The organism is Streptomyces sp. NPDC053432, assembly GCF_055585365.1.
Genome location: NZ_JBVJKF010000013.1, coordinates 161,690 through 176,036, shown reverse-complemented (window position 1 = coordinate 176,036; position 14,347 = coordinate 161,690). Strand labels below are relative to the sequence as shown.

Here is a 14,347-nt window from a genome sequence, read left to right as displayed (position 1 = left end):
GGGTGCGCTCGTCCTTGTGATCGTCGGGCAGTTCGCCCCCGATGCTAGGGCCCGTGCGGAGTGGCAGTGACCACTGGGGGGTGCTGGGGCGTCAGCTCGTACGCGGGACCCTCGTTCCGCGGCGGTGCCAGACGGTGCCGCTTGCGCCAGGCGACCGCTCCGGCGGCCACCACCGAGACCACGATGAAGCCGAACGAGACCAGGAAGGCGGGCGATCCGGGGGAGGAGGCGCTGGCCCCCGCGATCACGTACGCCGCGGTGTTGGGGACGACCCCGAGCGTGGTCGCGAGCAGGAACGGGGTCCAGCCGCAGCGGGAGACGGCCGCGCAGTAGTTGGCCACCACGAAGGGCACCCCGGGGAAGAGCCGGACGGCGAGCATCGAGCGGAAGCCGTGCCGGCTGAGCTGGCCGTCGGCCGCCTGGAGCCACCGGCCGCGCAGCAGCGGACGCAGCGCCTCCTGACCCAGCACCCGGCCGAGGCCGAAGGCGATGCCGGCCCCGAGGACCGTGCCGGCGACGGCCGCGACCAGGCCCGCCTGGGTGCCGAAGACGGCTCCGGCCGCGAGGTTGAGCAGGGGACGCGGGACGAAGGCGGCCGCGCACACCCCGTACGCGCCCGCGAACAGCGCCACCGCCGCGGCCACCGGGAGACCCGGCCGCCAGCCCTCCGAGAGCAGGCGCTGGGGCTCGTACAGCAGCACGCACACGCCGGCGGCCACGAGCAGCACGACGAGCAGCGACAGCCGCGCCCACGGCGTGAGGAGGAGGGACATTCCGGGAGACTAACCGACCACCCGGGCGCCGCGCCGTAATCTGTGCCTCATGCTGTCGAACGGCCGGCGAACCCCGCGGGTTCCCCGCAGCACCCTCGCGGACACCCTCCTGGAACGGCTGACCGGGGCCTACGCGCCGGCCGCCGACCCCGTGCGGGCCGAGGCCATGGCGGCGTACATGAAGGACGTCGCGCCCTTCCTCGGCATCCCCACCCCGCTGCGCCGCGAACTGTCGAAGGCGGTGACCAGGGGCACGGCCGAGCCGGCGGAGTCCGACTGCGCGGCGCTCGCCCTCGGCTGCTGGCGCCTCCCGGAGCGGGAGTACCACTACTTCGCCGTCGACTACCTGCGCCGCCACGTCGCCCGCTGCTCCTCCGGCTTCCTTCCCGTCGTCCGGCACCTCCTCGTCACCGTCCCCTGGTGGGACACCGTCGACCTGCTGGCCGCGCACACCGTCGGGCCGCTGGTGACCGCCGACCCGTCGCTCGCGGCCGTCATGGACGAGTGGATCGAGGACGAGGACATCTGGCTCGCCCGCACCGCCCTCCTGCACCAGCTCCGCTACAAGGACGCCACCGACTCCGAACGGCTCTTCGCCTACTGCCGCCGCCGGGCCGGGCACCCCGACTTCTTCCTGCGCAAGGCGATCGGCTGGGCCCTGCGCGAGTACGCGAAGACCGACCCCGCCGCCGTACGCGCCTTCGTCGAGGCCGAACGCGGCCGCCTGGCACCGCTGTCCGTGCGCGAGGCGCTGAAGAACCTCTGAGCGCACGGCACTTCGCCGAAGATCCGGCCGTTAATCCGTTCGACGGGCGGCGTTCCGTACGGCAGGATCTGGGGCATGTCCCGGTACGCCTTCCCCGCCGCACCGTCCGCAGTCGCGGACGCGCCGAAGGCTGCCGTTCCCGCAGAGGCATTTCCCTTCGCCGCATTCGACGGCGCACGAAGCTGACCCTTCCCGGATCGTCCGGCGGACCCCGCAGGGGGAGGGTCGGCTCGGTTCAGGGGTCCCGTTCCAGCTTCGATAGCACGGGAAGATCATCATGGCCAAGACGGCTTTCGTGCGGACCAAGCCGCACCTCAACATCGGCACCATGGGTCACGTCGACCACGGCAAGACCACCCTCACCGCCGCCATCACCAAGGTCCTCGCCGAGCGCGGGGGCGCGTCCTTCGTGCCCTTCGACCGCATCGACCGGGCCCCGGAGGAGGCCCGGCGCGGCATCACCATCAACCTCACGCACGTCGAGTACGAGACCGACACCCGCCACTACGCCCACGTCGACATGCCCGGGCACGCCGACTACATCAAGAACATGGTGACGGGCGCCGCCCAGCTCGACGGGGCGATCCTCGTCGTCTCCGCGCTCGACGGGGTCATGCCGCAGACCGCCGAGCACGTGCTCCTGGCCCGGCAGGTCGGCGTCGACCACATCGTGGTGGCCCTCAACAAGGCCGACGCGGGGGACCCCGAGCTGACCGACCTGGTCGAGCTGGAGGTCCGCGAGCTGCTCACCGCGCACGGCTACGGCGGCGACGGCACCCCGGTCGTACGGGTCTCCGGGCTCGGGGCGCTGGAGGGCGACCCGCACTGGACCGGGGCGATCGAGGCGCTGCTGGACGCGGTGGACACGTACGTGCCGACACCGGTGCGGTACACGGAGGCCCCGTTCCTGCTCCCGGTGGAGAACGTGCTGACGATCACCGGCCGCGGCACCGTCGTGACCGGCGCCGTCGAGCGGGGGACCGTACGGACCGGCGACCGCGTGAGCGTGCTCGGCGGCGACGGCGAGCCCGTGGAGACGGTGGTCACGGGCCTGGAGACCTTCGGCAAGCCGATGGAGTCCGCCGAGGCCGGGGACAACGTCGCGCTGCTGCTGCGCGGGGTGCACCGCGACGGGGTGCGCCGCGGGCACGTGGTGGCCGCCCCCGGCAGCGTGACGCCGAAGCGCCGCTTCACGGCGCGGGTGTACGTGCTCTCCGGGCGCGAGGGCGGCCGTACGACGCCGGTCGCCACCGGTTACCGGCCGCAGTTCTACATCCGCACCGCCGACGTGGTGGGGAACGTGGACCTCGGCGAGGCCGGCCTGGCCCGGCCGGGGGAGACGGTCACGATGACCGTCGAGCTCGGGCGGGACGTCCCGCTGGAGTCCGGACTCGGCTTCGCGATCCGCGAGGGCGGGCGGACGGTCGGCGCGGGCACCGTGACGGCCGTACTCGGGTGACCGGCCCGGGCCGGGCGGCCCAGGCCGCCCGGCCCGCCCGGTCCGGACCCTTCTGTGGTGACGGCGGACCCGCTGCGTCAGACTGCCGTCACCACAGACACGACCGGAGGGACGGACGGCGATGGGCGGCGACACGGCACTGGTGCTGGGCGGCGGCGGACTGACCGGCATCGGCTGGGAGTGCGGGATCCTCTACGGGCTCGCCCGCGCGGGGGTCGACCTCACCACCGCCGACCTCGTCGTGGGCACCTCGGCGGGCTCGGTGGTCGGCGCCCAGCTCACCTCCGGACTCCTCTCGGCGCAGGAACTGTACGAGCGCCAGCTCGGCGACCCCGCCGGGGAGAAGGCCGCGAAGCTGGGGGCGGGCGTCCTCGCGCGCTACGCCCTGGCGATGGTGCGCTCGCGGGACGGGGCGGCCTACCGGCAGCGGGTCGGCGCGATGGCCCTGGCCGCTGCCACCGAGGCCGAGGCCGAGCGGCGCCAGGTGCTCGCGTCCCGGCTGGTCTCCCACGAGTGGCCCGAGCGGCGGTTCGTGGTCACCGCCGTGGACGCGCACACCGGAGAGCCGGCCGACTTCGACCGGGAGAGCGGCGCCGGGCTCGTCGACGCCGTCTCGGCGAGCTGCGCCGTGCCCGGGGTGTGGCCGCCGGTGACGGTCGGCGGACGCCGGTTCATCGACGGCGGCGTCCGCTCCGCCACCAACGCCGACCTGGCGGCCGGCTACGAGCGCGTGGTGATCGTCGCCCCGATCGCACTCGGCTCGGGGCTCGTCCCCTCGCCCGCCGCGCAGGCCGGGCGGCTGCGGAAGGCGGGGGCACGGGTGCTGCTGATCACCCCGTCGACGGCGGCCCGCAAGGCCTTCGGGCGCAACGTACTGGACCCGGCCCGGCGGGACCCGGCGGCCCGCGCGGGGCTGGCGCAGGCCGCTGAGCACGTCTCCGAGGCCGCGGCGGTCTGGTCGCGCTGAACCCGGCCCGACAATGGTGGGGTGAGCGACGAACAGATCCCGGTGATACGGGAAGTGGGTCAGGGCACCGCCAAGCTGATGCCGGACGTGGACCGGGAGCGGGCCTGGCTGCTGACCGTCGACGGGGCCCCGCAGTCCTACGTCGACCTCGACGACCCGCTGCACCTGGAATTCGAGTACGTACGCCGCCTCGCCCACGTCCTGGACTGCGCGGCGGAGCCGGGCCGCGGGCTGGACCTCCTGCACCTCGGCGGCGGCGCGATGACCCTGCCGCGCTACGCGGCGGCCACCCGGCCGGGCTCCCGCCAGACGGTCGTCGAGTTCGACGGGGCCCTGGTGGACCTGGTCGCGGAGCATCTGCCGCTGCCGGAGGGGGCCGGGATCACGGTGCACGCCGCCGACGCCCGGGGCTGGCTGGAGGCCGCGCCGGCACGGAGCGCGGACGTGGTGGTGGCCGACGTGTTCGGCGGCTCGCGGGTGCCGGCGCAGGTGACGTCCGTGGAGTACGCACGGGAGGCGGCGCGGGTGCTGAGGCCCGGGGGCCTGTACGTGGCGAACCTGGCGGACGGGGCGCCGTTCGGCTTCCTGCGGGCCCAGCTGGCCAACTTCGCGGAGGCCTTCGCACACCTGGCGCTGATCGCGGAGCCGGCGGTGCTGCGGGGGCGGCGGTTCGGGAACGCGGTGCTGCTGGCTTCGGACGGGGACCTGCCGGTCGCCCCGGTGGCCCGTCGGTGCGCGGGCGACGCGTTTCCCGCCAGGGTGGAATTCGGTGACGGGCTGGCCCGCCTGCTGCGCGGGGCGGTTCCCGTGACCGACGCGGACGCGGTGGCCTCGCCGCCGCCGCCGGAGGGCGCGTTCAGCCTGGGGTGACGTTCAGCCTGGGGTGAGGGGGGCGGCCGCCGCGCCGCTGCCGGGGGTGCCGCCCCCCCCCGGACCCCCGCGCCTCAAACGCCGGCGGGGCTGGACGTGTCTGCGGCGGGGCTGGGTTCGGCCGACGCGGCCGTGGACATGACGGGCGGGGCCGCGCGGCGCGTCAGCCGTCGCACGTCCGGGATCAGCAGGACCAGGCCGGTGGCCAGGACCACCAGGGCCGCGCAGCCCCACAGGGCCTGGGTGCGGCCGAAGGCCGATTCGGCCGGGCCGGCGAGGGCGGTGGCCAGCGGCAGCATCGACACCGAGCCGAACCAGTCGTAGGCGGAGACCCGGGAGAACTTCTCCTCCGGGATCTCCTGGTGCAGGGTCGTCATCCAGTTCACGCCGAACACCTCGATGGCCGTGCCGCTCACGAACATCACCGCGCACAGACCCCACACCGGCAGCGGCACCGCCAGCCCGGCCGACGGCAGCGCCAGCGGGAACACGCACAGGGTGCCGGTCAGCAGCAGCCTGCGCGGCTTCCACGCCATCATCAGGACCGCGCCGCCGATGGTTCCCACCCCGAAGCAGGCCAGCGCCAGACCCCACGGAGCCGCCCCGCCGAGCCGGTCCCGGGCGACCAGGGGGCCGTAGACCGCCTCCGCCGCGCCCACGACGGCGACGACCACGGAGAACTGGAGCACGATGCTCCACAGCCAGGGGCGGGTGCGGACCTCCACCCAGCCCTCGCGCAGATCGGCCAGCATGCCCCCGCCGGCGGCCCGCTCGCGCGTGGGGCCGACGTCGAGGAAGGCGCGCAGCGCGCCCGCGACGGCGAAGGCGGCCGCGTCCACGGCCAGGACCCAGCCCGGTCCCAGCGCGGCGATCATCGCTCCGCCGAGGGCCGCGCCGCCGATGCCCGCGCCGTTCATGGCCATGCGGAACAGCGCGAAGGCGCGGTTGGCGTGCTCACCGGAGACGGTGGACAGCAGCATTCCCTCGGCCGCCGGGTTGAAGAAGGCGGTGCCCGTGCCGCACAGGGCCGTCAGCAGCATCATCTGCCACAGCCGGGGTTCCCCGGTGAGGACGAGGAAGGCGAAGACGGCCTGCGAGACGCCGTTCAGGGCGTTGGCCGCGACCATCACGCGGTGGCGGGGCATCCGGTCGGCGATCGCGCCGCCGATCAGCAGGAAGAGGACGAGCGGCAGCGTACGGGCGGCGGCGACCAGGCCGACGTCCCCGGTGCTGCCGCCGGCTTCCATGACCGCGTACGCGGCCGCGATGAGAGCTCCGTGGCTGCCGAGGTTCGTGACCACCGCCGCGCTCGTCAGCAGCGTGTAGTTGCGGCCGGCCCACTCGGGCCGTCGGCGGCGTGCGGGCGTACGGGAGGAAGCGGTGCGGGAAGGGCTCACCACGGGACTATGTCCGCCCCGGGCCGGGAATCCAAACGGATTCCCGGCCCGGGGCCGTGGCGGGGGCCTCCGGGGTGCGCCCGGGCGGTGTGCGGGCGCCGGGGGAGGGACGGAGGAGGCTCAGCTCGCGGTCAGGCGGACCGTGCTGAGGATCTTCTCCATCGTCTCCTGCTTGACCTCGTCCGGGACGCCCGCGGCGCTGTAGAGGATCCAGGAGGAGAAGTCACCGTTGGCGGTCTTGAAGCTGAAGGCGATGGACTTGCCGTCGGAGGAGCACTTGTTCTCCTTCGGCAGGCCGGTCACGCTCGCCGTCGCCATGTGGCCCTTGAGCCCCGAGGCGGTGGTGTACTCCTTCGGCTCGGAGACCTTGGTGGTGCCCTTCGGGGCCTTCTGCGCGTATCCGGCCCAGGCCCAGTTCCCGGCCTCGTTGCGCACGGCCTCCGCGGTGTCCTTGGCGCCCTGACCGCCCTTGGTGCCGGTGCCGGCCAGCGCGGTGGTCTCCTCGCTGCCGTTCTTGTCCGCGTCGACCTTGCACCAGTCTTCCTTGAGGTACGCGGGACCGGACATCATGACGGCCGCGGAACCGTCCTTCTTCGCCTCGTCCAGGAAACCGATGGAGGTGCCGGCGCCCAGTACGTTGAACTCCGGCGGGACGTCGAAGGCGGTGCCGTACTTGGGGTTGGTGACGACCTTCCAGCCCGGGACGGTCGGCTTCAGGTCGCCGCCCGCCCGCGGGTTCGCGCTGCTGCCGGCCGGCGCGGGCTCGCTGGAGGCGGGCGCCGAGGAGGCCGCGGGGGGCTTGCCGTCGGCCTCGTCCGTCTTCTTGTCGTCCCGGGTCAGGACGAACGCGCCGGTCGCGGCCGCCGCCACGACGACCGCGGCCGCCGCGACGATGGCGACGGTCTTGGTCTGGTAGCGGCTCCCGCCGCCGCCCGGACCCTGCGGCGCCTGCGGGGGCTGCTGCGGCTGGCCCCACTGCTGGCCGGGAACGACGGTCGGGGGCTGGGGGAAGCCCGGCTGCTGCTGCGGATATCCGTAACCGGGCTGCTGCTGGTAGGGGTTCGGCTGCCCCGGCTGCTGGGCGTACGGGTTCTGTTGTGCGCCGTAGGGGTTCTGTTCGCCCCCGGGCGGCTGCTGCTGCTGTCCTGGCCACATGGCCGGTAACGATAGTGGGAGCGGCTTCCACGGGCCACGGCCGCCCCCTGTGCAGGTCTGGCCAATCCTGTCTACTGGTGGGTAACATAGCCTTTCATGAGCGCAGACCAGATGAACGTGGGCGAACTGCTCGCCGCGACGGTGCCGATGGCCCGGACCCTGAACCTCCAGTTCCTGGAGACCACCCCCGAGCGTGCCGTCGTCCGGCTCCCGGACCAGCCCGACTACCACAACCACGTGGGCGGCCCGCACGCCGGCGCCATGTTCACCCTCGCCGAGTCGGCGAGCGGCGCCATCGTCCTGGCCGCCTTCGGCGACCAGCTCTCGCGCGCCGTCCCCCTCGCGGTGAAGGCCGAGATCGGCTACAAGAAGCTCGCCAAGGGCGTCGTCACCGCCACCGCCACCCTCGGCCGCCCCGCCGCTGAGGTCGTCGCCGAGCTCGACGCGGGCGGCCGTCCCGAGTTCCCCGTCACCATCGCCATCCAGCGCGAGGACGAGGCCGTGACGGGCGAGATGACCGTCGTCTGGACCCTGCGCCCCAACACCCCGGCGTAGCAGGCCCGCTGCCACTAGAGTCCCTCGCACGACGACGGAGGGAGTGCCCGTGGCCAAGGTCAGCATCAGCCTCGACGCAGAGCTCGTGGTGGAGGTGATGGTCCTCGCGGGGGTCGGGTCACCGCAGGACGCCGTGGAGGCCGTCGTACGGGACTACATCGCGCGCGGGCACCGCACCGAGGCCCGGGTGCAGTTCCAGGACGAGGCCCGGCGGGACGCCGACAGCCTGCCCCCGCCGCCGCAGGGCTGAAACTCGGCGCCCGCGGTGGCGCGTCTCGGAGGCGCCCGCCGGCACCCGGCGCACAGTGGGCGGGGGAGCGGTCCGGCGCGGGCCGCTCCCGCCGATCCACGCCGCAGGGGAGCGCCCATGAGCGAGGCCGTGTCCAGACGTACGGCGATGCGGCTGCTCGGAGCGGCGGGCGCGGTGGTCGGCGCCGTGGCCGGAGCGGGCGGCTGCGCGGCCACCGTGCCCCCGGGCGCGGCCCCGCGCAAGGCCTCGCCCCCACCCGCCCCCGCCGCCCCGGGAAAGGCCGCCGCCAGGGTCGACGCCCTGCTGGAGCAGCTCACCCTCGACGAGAAGACCGCCCTCCTGCACGGCGCCCCGGACCCCGCCCCGCTGGGCCAGGCCGGCTACGTTCCCGGCGTACCGCGCCTGCGCGTCCCCGCGCTGCGCCTCGCCGACGGGCCCGCCGGCGTACGGGTCGCCAAGCCCGCCACCGCCCTGCCCGCGCCGGTGATGCTGGCCTCCGCCTTCGACCCGGCGCTGGCCCGCGAGTACGGCAGGGTCCTCGGACGCGAGGGCCGGGCCCTCGGCCAGGACGTCCTGCTCGCGCCCATGGTCAACCTCATCCGCACCCCGTACGCCGGCCGGAACTTCGAGACCCTCGCCGAGGACCCCCGGCTGACCGCCGACCTGGTCGGCGAGCTGGTCCGCGGGATCCAGGACGAAGGACTCATCGCCACCGTCAAGCACTTCGCCCTGGGCAACCAGGAGCGCGGCCGCGACACCGTGGACATGGTCGCCGCCGACCGGACCCTGCACGAGACCGAACTGCGCGGCTTCGAGGCCGCCGTGGCCGCCGGCGCGGGCGCCGTGATGGCCGCGTACAACAAGGTCAACGGGGTCCACGCCGGTGAGAGCAAGCCGCTGCTCGACGAACTGCTGCGCGACACCTGGGGGTTCGACGGCTGGGTGATGTCCGGCCGGGACGCCACCCACAGCACCGTCGCCGCCATCGCCGCCGGTCTCGACATGGAGATGCCCGGCGGGACGCACTTCGGCGGCCCCCTGCGGCAGGCCGTACGCGGCGGCACCGTGCCGGAGGCCTTCGTGGACCTCGCCGTGCACCGGATCCTGACCACCATGGACCGCTTCGGGCTGCTCGCCGGCCGCCCCGCGGCCCGGCCGGCCCGCGACGCCGCCGCCGGGGCCCGGCTCGCGCGCAAGGTGGCGACCGCCGGCGCGGTGCTGCTGCGCAACGAACCCGGCACCCTGCCGCTGACCGGAGCCGACGCCCGCTCCGTCGCGGTGATCGGCCCCACCGGCCAGGTCCCCTTCGTCGGCGGTGGCGGCAGCTCGCACGTGGTCCCCGACCGGGCCGCCTCCCCGCTCGCCGCCATCAGGCAGCGGGCGGGCAGCGGTTCCACCGTCCGCTACGCCCTCGGCGAGGACCTGTACGGGCGTGCGCTCCCGCCGAAACTGCTCACCCCGGCCGCCGACCTGGACGACCGCAGCGTGGAGGCCGGGAAGAGCTGGAGCCACGAGGGCGTGTTCCGGCTCGCCGAGGACGACGAGTGGACCCTGCTCCTCCACTACACCGGACAGCGGCCCGGCGTACGCCTCGACGGGGAGGAGCTGTTTCCGGTACGCCAGGGCGCCGCCGAGCTGTTCGCGGGCGGACTGCTCGGCACCGCGCCCGACGGGATGCACGTGCGCCGCCGCACCCTCGCCCTCAGGGCGGGCACCCACCGGCTCGCCGTCACCGCGCCCGGCGGCCCCAAGGGCCAGCGCTTCCGGCTCAGGCACACCACCAAGGCGACCCGGGCCGCCGACGTCGCCGAGGCGGTCCGGGCGGCGAAGGCGGCCCGCAGCGTGGTCCTGTTCGCCTACGAGGACGCCACCGAAGGCAGCGACCGCACCTCCCTGGCGCTTCCGGGCGGCCAGGACGCCCTGATCGAAGCCGTCGCCGCCGCGAACCCGCGCACCGCCGTCGTGCTCAACACCTCCTCCAGCACGACCATGCCGTGGCTCGCGCGGACCGGGGCCGTTCTCCAGATGTACTACCCGGGCCAGGAGGGCGCCGCCGCCACCGCCGACGTCCTCTTCGGGGACGTGGACCCGGGCGGCAGGCTCACCCAGACCTTCCCGGCCGACGAGCGGGCCACCCCGGTCGGCGGGGACCCGGTGCGCTACCCGGGGGTCGGCGGCCGGCAGGAGTACACCGAGGGCGTCCACGTCGGCCACCGCTGGTACGACGCGCAGCACGTGGCCCCGCTGTTCCCCTTCGGGCACGGGCTCTCGTACACCACCTGGCACTACGAGAAGCTGGCCGTCCGCCCGGAGCGGGGCGGCCTGCGCGTGGAGTTCACCGTCCGCAACACCGGCCGCCGCAAGGGCACCGAGGTGGCCCAGGTGTACGTCGGCCCCTCCCCGGACGTGAAGCTCGACCAGCCGGTGCGCGTGCTGGCCGGGTACCGGCGGCTCACGCTCGCGCCGGGAGCCGAGCAGCGGGTCACCGTCGACGTGGACGCCCGGACCCTGTCGTCCTGGGATCCGGAGCGGCGGGCCTGGGTGCCCGGTTCCGGCCGTCGTGAGGTGTTCGCGGGCCGTTCCTCCCGTGAACTGCCACTGAGGGCGAAGGCTGTGGTGAGGAGCCGATAGGCTGCCCGTTCGGCGGGTCACAGGGGGCGCGCCGGGACGACACGGGAGGACGCACCGGTGCACATCCAGGAATGGCTGGAGACGATTCCGGCGGTCAGCATCTACCTCCTGGTGGGTCTGGTCATCGGGCTGGAGAGCCTCGGCATCCCGCTGCCCGGAGAGATCATCCTGGTCAGCTCGGCGCTGCTGGCCTCCCAGCACGGCGAGATCGACCCCGTGGTGCTGGGCCTCTCCGCGACCACCGGAGCGATCGTCGGCGACTCGATCGGCTACGCGATCGGACGCCGCGGGGGCAAGCCGCTGCTGGAGAGGCTGGGCCGGCGCTTCCCCAAGCACTTCGGGCCCGAGCACGTGGCCGTGGCGGAACGCTCCTTCGAGAAGTGGGGCATGTGGGCCGTCTTCTTCGGGCGGTTCGTGGCACTGCTGCGCATCTTCGCCGGGCCGCTTGCGGGCGTGCTGCACATGCCGTACTGGCGGTTCCTGATCGCGAACATCCTCGGCGGGATCCTCTGGGCCGGCGGGACCACGGCCGTCATCTACTCGGTCGGGATCGTCGCCGAGCCGTGGCTGAAGCGGTTCTCCTGGGCGGCGCTCGCGGCGGCCGTGCTGTTCGGGCTGGTGGTGACCCTGGTGGTGCGCGCCCGGATGAAGAAGGCCGCCGCGGCGGCCGCGGCCGAGGCCGCGGTCCCCGCCCAGTCCGGGGCACGGGTGCCGGCCAACGACTGAGCCGCACCCGGTGGCGGGGAAGCGGTCGGCCGCGCACCGGCCGGAGCAGTACAACCCCCTGGCGAACGGGCTCGGCCGGGCGGCCCCGCCGGTCCCGGCCGCCACGTCGGGGGAGGGCGGCTCGTCGGCGACCGCGGAGCCGCCGCCGGCCCGGGGCGCCGACCCGGAGGAGTGGATGCGGAAGCGCACCGCGCTCGCGTGGGCGGCCCGCTTCGGCCACCCGGGCGTGGTGGAGCGGCTGATCGCGCGCGGCGCCGCCGTCACCCAGCGCGCCGTGAGGGAGGCGGCGGCGGGGCGGGCCGCCGGATGCCGCGCCGGGGCCCCGCCCGCCGCTCCCCGGGGGACGACCGGATCATGACCGCACTCCGGGCCGCGCCAGGCGGACGACCGGCCTCCTAGCCCTCCGGGGTCACCGCGGCGCGATGCTGCTTGGCGAGTTCCACGTACATCTGCGCGTTGATCCGGATGTGCTCGCGCTCCTCCTCGGACAGCTCGCGGCGCACCTTGGCCGGAACGCCCGCGACCAGCGAACCGGGCGGGACCACCATCCCCTGCGGTACCAGCGCCTGCGCGGCGACCAGGGAACCCGCTCCGATCACCGCGCCGTTCAGGACGGTCGCGCCCATGCCGATCAGGCAGTCGTCCTCGACGGTGCAGCCGTGCACGACCGCGTTGTGCCCGATGGAGACGCGCTCGCCGATGGAGACGGGGAAGCCCGGGTCCACGTGGATCGTGCAGTTGTCCTGCACGTTGCTGTCGGCGCCGAGGGCGATCGGGCCGCAGTCGGCGCGCAGCACCGCCGAGTACCAGATGCTCGCGCCCGCGCCGAGGGTGACCTCGCCGACCACGACCGAGGTGGGCGCGGCGAAGGCCGTCGCGTCGATGTCGGGGGTCTTGCCGCCGACGCCCGCAACGAGTGCTTGGGGCCCCTGGTGCGTCATGTTCTCTTCCTTCGTTCTCCGGATGCCGCTGCCGCGCTCACAGCACCGTAGGGCACGCGGGTCCCCCCGCCCGCGATGGGGTGAAGATCACAGGATCGCGGCCCGGACGACCGGCGCCCGGCGCACTACCGTGGCCGGGTGCCGAAGAACCAGAACACGTTCTCATCCCTGACGGCCCTGCGCCGCCGGCTGGCGAACCGCGCGGTCCACGCCGGCTGGCGCTGGATGCAGCAGGCCGGAGCGGTCACCGCGCAGACCCCGGGGCGCCTGAGGTTCGGCGCGATCGGGCACGGCACCCGGCTCGCCTTCCCCCAGGGCACGGTCTTCGGCGAGCAGTGGATCCGCCTCGGGGAGCACTGCATCATCGGCGAACAGGTCACCCTCACCGCGGGCATGATGCCCGACCTCGACCTGGGCACCGAGCCGATGCTCGTGCTCGGCGACGGGGTCGTCATCGGCCGGGGCAGCCATGTCATCGCCGACGCCCGGATCACCATCGAGGCCAACACGTTCTGCGGCCCCGGCGTCTACATCACGTCCACGAACCACAGTTACGACGATCCGCACGAGCCCGTGGGCAGGCAGTGGCCCCGCAACGCCCCGGTGGAGATAGGACCGGGGTGCTGGCTCGGCACGGGCGCGGTGATCCTTCCGGGCGCCCGGCTCGGCCGCAACGTCGTGGTGGCCGCGGGAGCCGTCGTACGGGGCGAGGTGCCCGACCACGCCGTGGTGGCGGGGGCGCCCGCGCGCATCGTACGCAGGTGGCGGCCCGAGACCGGCTGGCAGCCGCCGCTGCGCACGCCGGCCCCGGTGCCGATCCCGGACGGGATGACACCCGAACAGCTGCGCGGGCTGGCGCAGCTGGCGGAGGCCGAGCAGAGCTAGGGGGCGCCGTGGGCGCCGTGCGGGACTTTCGCAACACCCCCAGGCCGGGCCGTCTCAGCCCGCCGCGAGGAGAACCGTCCCGGCGAGGGCGAGCCCGGCGCCGGCCGCCTGTACGCTGCGCAGCCGTTCCTTGAGTACGGCGAAGGCGGCGAGCGCCGTGACTACGGGGTAGAGCGAGGACAGCACCGCGGCGACCGTGACGGGGCCGTGCTGGGCGGCCACGGAGTAGGTGCCGTTCGCCGCGACGTCCGCGAGGCCGACGAAGGCGAGCGCGGGCAGCAGTCCCCACAGGATCCGCGGGCCGGTGCCCTCCGGCAGGGCCGGGGCGCCGCGCCGGGTCTGAGCCCACAGGGCGGCGCCGCCGACGGCGACGTTGGTGACGCGCTGCACGAACAGGGCGAGGAACAGCCCGGTCACGGTGGTGGAGGCCTGGGCGATCAGGGCCATCACCGCGCCGAACCCGAAGGCCGCGACCAGGGTGAGGACCACGGCCTGCCGCTGGACGGGGGCGCCGCGCAGTTCGGGCCCGCCCGCGAGGACGATGCCGACGACGGCCACCGCGATCCCCGCGAACTGGCCGGGGCCGGGCCGTTCGCCCAGCAGCAGCCCCGCGGCGACCGGCACGACCACGCCGAGGGAGCCGAGCGGGGAAACCACGCCCATGGGGCCGAGGGCCAGCGCCTTGTAGAAGCTGAGCATGGCCACGGGCCCGACGAGACCCGCGCCGACGGCGAACCACAGCTGAGGGCCCGCCTCCCGCCAGGCACCCGTGCCGAGGACCACGGCGCCGAGCACGGCCACAGCCGCGATCTGCGAGACCACGACCACCGTGAGCGCGGGCAGCCGGCGGGTCAGCAGCCCGCCGCCGAAGTCGGCCAGGCCCCACAGCACGGCTGTGGCCAGGGCGAAGAGGGCGGTCATGACGGGCCTCGCAGTACAGTGTGATGAACGGTGGGGTGCAGCATCGAACAC

The 14,347-nt window shown here is 74.6% G+C and carries 15 protein-coding genes; 10 read left to right on the top strand and 5 right to left on the bottom strand.

Going from position 1 to position 14,347, the window contains the following annotated elements; genetic code table 11:
* Window positions 1-44 precede the first annotated feature (44 nt).
* A complete protein-coding gene (locus ACZ6Y1_RS22545) occupies window positions 45-773 on the bottom strand; it encodes a TVP38/TMEM64 family protein (RefSeq protein WP_469632502.1) in 729 nt (242 codons plus the stop codon).
* A gap of 49 nt (window positions 774-822) precedes the next feature.
* Here ACZ6Y1_RS22545 and ACZ6Y1_RS22540 point away from each other — a divergent pair, with 49 nt between their 5' ends.
* From ACZ6Y1_RS22540 to ACZ6Y1_RS22525, 4 genes are all read left to right on the top strand, one after another.
* On the top strand, window positions 823-1,539 hold the full coding sequence (locus ACZ6Y1_RS22540) for a DNA alkylation repair protein (RefSeq protein WP_469632499.1): 717 nt from the start codon (window positions 823-825) through the stop codon (window positions 1,537-1,539).
* Between the two features lie 277 nt (window positions 1,540-1,816).
* Window positions 1,817-2,998 (top strand): elongation factor Tu, encoded by a 1,182-nt coding sequence (tuf, locus tag ACZ6Y1_RS22535; RefSeq protein WP_469632496.1) that lies wholly within the window; start codon window positions 1,817-1,819, stop codon window positions 2,996-2,998.
* Window positions 2,999-3,119: 121 nt separating this feature from the next.
* Entirely contained in the window at window positions 3,120-3,965 is an 846-nt protein-coding gene (locus ACZ6Y1_RS22530) for a patatin-like phospholipase family protein (RefSeq protein ID WP_469632492.1), read from the top strand.
* A 78-nt stretch (window positions 3,966-4,043) separates the two neighbouring features.
* Window positions 4,044-4,835 carry a spermidine synthase gene (locus tag ACZ6Y1_RS22525; protein WP_469632624.1) on the top strand — a complete coding sequence of 264 codons (792 nt, stop codon included), beginning with the start codon at window positions 4,044-4,046 and terminating at the stop codon, window positions 4,833-4,835.
* A 74-nt stretch (window positions 4,836-4,909) separates the two neighbouring features.
* Here ACZ6Y1_RS22525 and ACZ6Y1_RS22520 read toward each other — a convergent pair whose 3' ends face one another.
* Complete coding sequence (locus ACZ6Y1_RS22520) at window positions 4,910-6,232, bottom strand: MFS transporter (RefSeq protein WP_469632489.1); 1,323 nt, start codon at window positions 6,230-6,232, stop codon at window positions 4,910-4,912.
* A 120-nt stretch (window positions 6,233-6,352) separates the two neighbouring features.
* Complete coding sequence (locus ACZ6Y1_RS22515; RefSeq protein ID WP_469632486.1) at window positions 6,353-7,387, bottom strand: DUF8017 domain-containing protein; 1,035 nt, start codon at window positions 7,385-7,387, stop codon at window positions 6,353-6,355.
* Between the two features lie 96 nt (window positions 7,388-7,483).
* Between ACZ6Y1_RS22515 and ACZ6Y1_RS22510 the strand changes: the two genes are divergently transcribed.
* From ACZ6Y1_RS22510 to ACZ6Y1_RS22490, 5 genes are all read left to right on the top strand, one after another.
* Window positions 7,484-7,942, top strand: a complete 459-nt coding sequence (locus tag ACZ6Y1_RS22510; RefSeq protein WP_376658205.1) for a DUF4442 domain-containing protein — start codon at window positions 7,484-7,486, stop codon at window positions 7,940-7,942.
* A 49-nt stretch (window positions 7,943-7,991) separates the two neighbouring features.
* Entirely contained in the window at window positions 7,992-8,192 is a 201-nt protein-coding gene (locus tag ACZ6Y1_RS22505) for a DUF2191 domain-containing protein (RefSeq protein WP_384581868.1), read from the top strand.
* Window positions 8,193-8,309: 117 nt separating this feature from the next.
* Complete coding sequence (locus tag ACZ6Y1_RS22500; protein WP_469632482.1) at window positions 8,310-10,823, top strand: beta-glucosidase; 2,514 nt, start codon at window positions 8,310-8,312, stop codon at window positions 10,821-10,823.
* Window positions 10,824-10,880: 57 nt separating this feature from the next.
* Entirely contained in the window at window positions 10,881-11,549 is a 669-nt protein-coding gene (locus tag ACZ6Y1_RS22495) for a DedA family protein (protein ID WP_469632480.1), read from the top strand.
* A 10-nt stretch (window positions 11,550-11,559) separates the two neighbouring features.
* Window positions 11,560-11,907, top strand: a complete 348-nt coding sequence (locus ACZ6Y1_RS22490) for a hypothetical protein (RefSeq protein ID WP_469632477.1) — start codon at window positions 11,560-11,562, stop codon at window positions 11,905-11,907.
* Between the two features lie 37 nt (window positions 11,908-11,944).
* Here the strand turns inward: ACZ6Y1_RS22490 and ACZ6Y1_RS22485 are convergent, their stop codons facing one another.
* A complete protein-coding gene (locus tag ACZ6Y1_RS22485) occupies window positions 11,945-12,490 on the bottom strand; it encodes a gamma carbonic anhydrase family protein (protein WP_469632474.1) in 546 nt (181 codons plus the stop codon).
* A 138-nt stretch (window positions 12,491-12,628) separates the two neighbouring features.
* Between ACZ6Y1_RS22485 and ACZ6Y1_RS22480 the strand changes: the two genes are divergently transcribed.
* Window positions 12,629-13,375: an acyltransferase gene (locus tag ACZ6Y1_RS22480; RefSeq protein WP_469632472.1), complete on the top strand. Its 747-nt coding sequence runs from the start codon at window positions 12,629-12,631 to the stop codon at window positions 13,373-13,375.
* A gap of 54 nt (window positions 13,376-13,429) precedes the next feature.
* On the opposite strand, the gene ACZ6Y1_RS22475 is transcribed toward ACZ6Y1_RS22480, so the two are convergent.
* Window positions 13,430-14,296 carry an EamA family transporter gene (locus ACZ6Y1_RS22475; RefSeq protein WP_469632468.1) on the bottom strand — a complete coding sequence of 289 codons (867 nt, stop codon included), beginning with the start codon at window positions 14,294-14,296 and terminating at the stop codon, window positions 13,430-13,432.
* Window positions 14,297-14,347 lie beyond the last annotated feature (51 nt).

Bases quoted from the DNA above. Each gene is read 5' to 3' on its own strand.
- ACZ6Y1_RS22545 (WP_469632502.1), bottom strand. From the start codon at position 773: ATGTCCCTCCTCCTCACGCCGTGGGCGCGGCTGTCGCTGCTCGTCGTG.
- ACZ6Y1_RS22540 (WP_469632499.1), top strand. From the start codon at position 823: ATGCTGTCGAACGGCCGGCGAACCCCGCGGGTTCCCCGCAGCACCCTC.
- tuf (WP_469632496.1), top strand. From the start codon at position 1,817: ATGGCCAAGACGGCTTTCGTGCGGACCAAGCCGCACCTCAACATCGGC.
- ACZ6Y1_RS22530 (WP_469632492.1), top strand. From the start codon at position 3,120: ATGGGCGGCGACACGGCACTGGTGCTGGGCGGCGGCGGACTGACCGGC.
- ACZ6Y1_RS22525 (WP_469632624.1), top strand. From the start codon at position 4,044: ATGCCGGACGTGGACCGGGAGCGGGCCTGGCTGCTGACCGTCGACGGG.
- ACZ6Y1_RS22515 (WP_469632486.1), bottom strand. From the start codon at position 7,387: ATGTGGCCAGGACAGCAGCAGCAGCCGCCCGGGGGCGAACAGAACCCC.
- ACZ6Y1_RS22510 (WP_376658205.1), top strand. From the start codon at position 7,484: ATGAGCGCAGACCAGATGAACGTGGGCGAACTGCTCGCCGCGACGGTG.
- ACZ6Y1_RS22500 (WP_469632482.1), top strand. From the start codon at position 8,310: ATGAGCGAGGCCGTGTCCAGACGTACGGCGATGCGGCTGCTCGGAGCG.
- ACZ6Y1_RS22485 (WP_469632474.1), bottom strand. From the start codon at position 12,490: ATGACGCACCAGGGGCCCCAAGCACTCGTTGCGGGCGTCGGCGGCAAG.
- ACZ6Y1_RS22475 (WP_469632468.1), bottom strand. From the start codon at position 14,296: ATGACCGCCCTCTTCGCCCTGGCCACAGCCGTGCTGTGGGGCCTGGCC.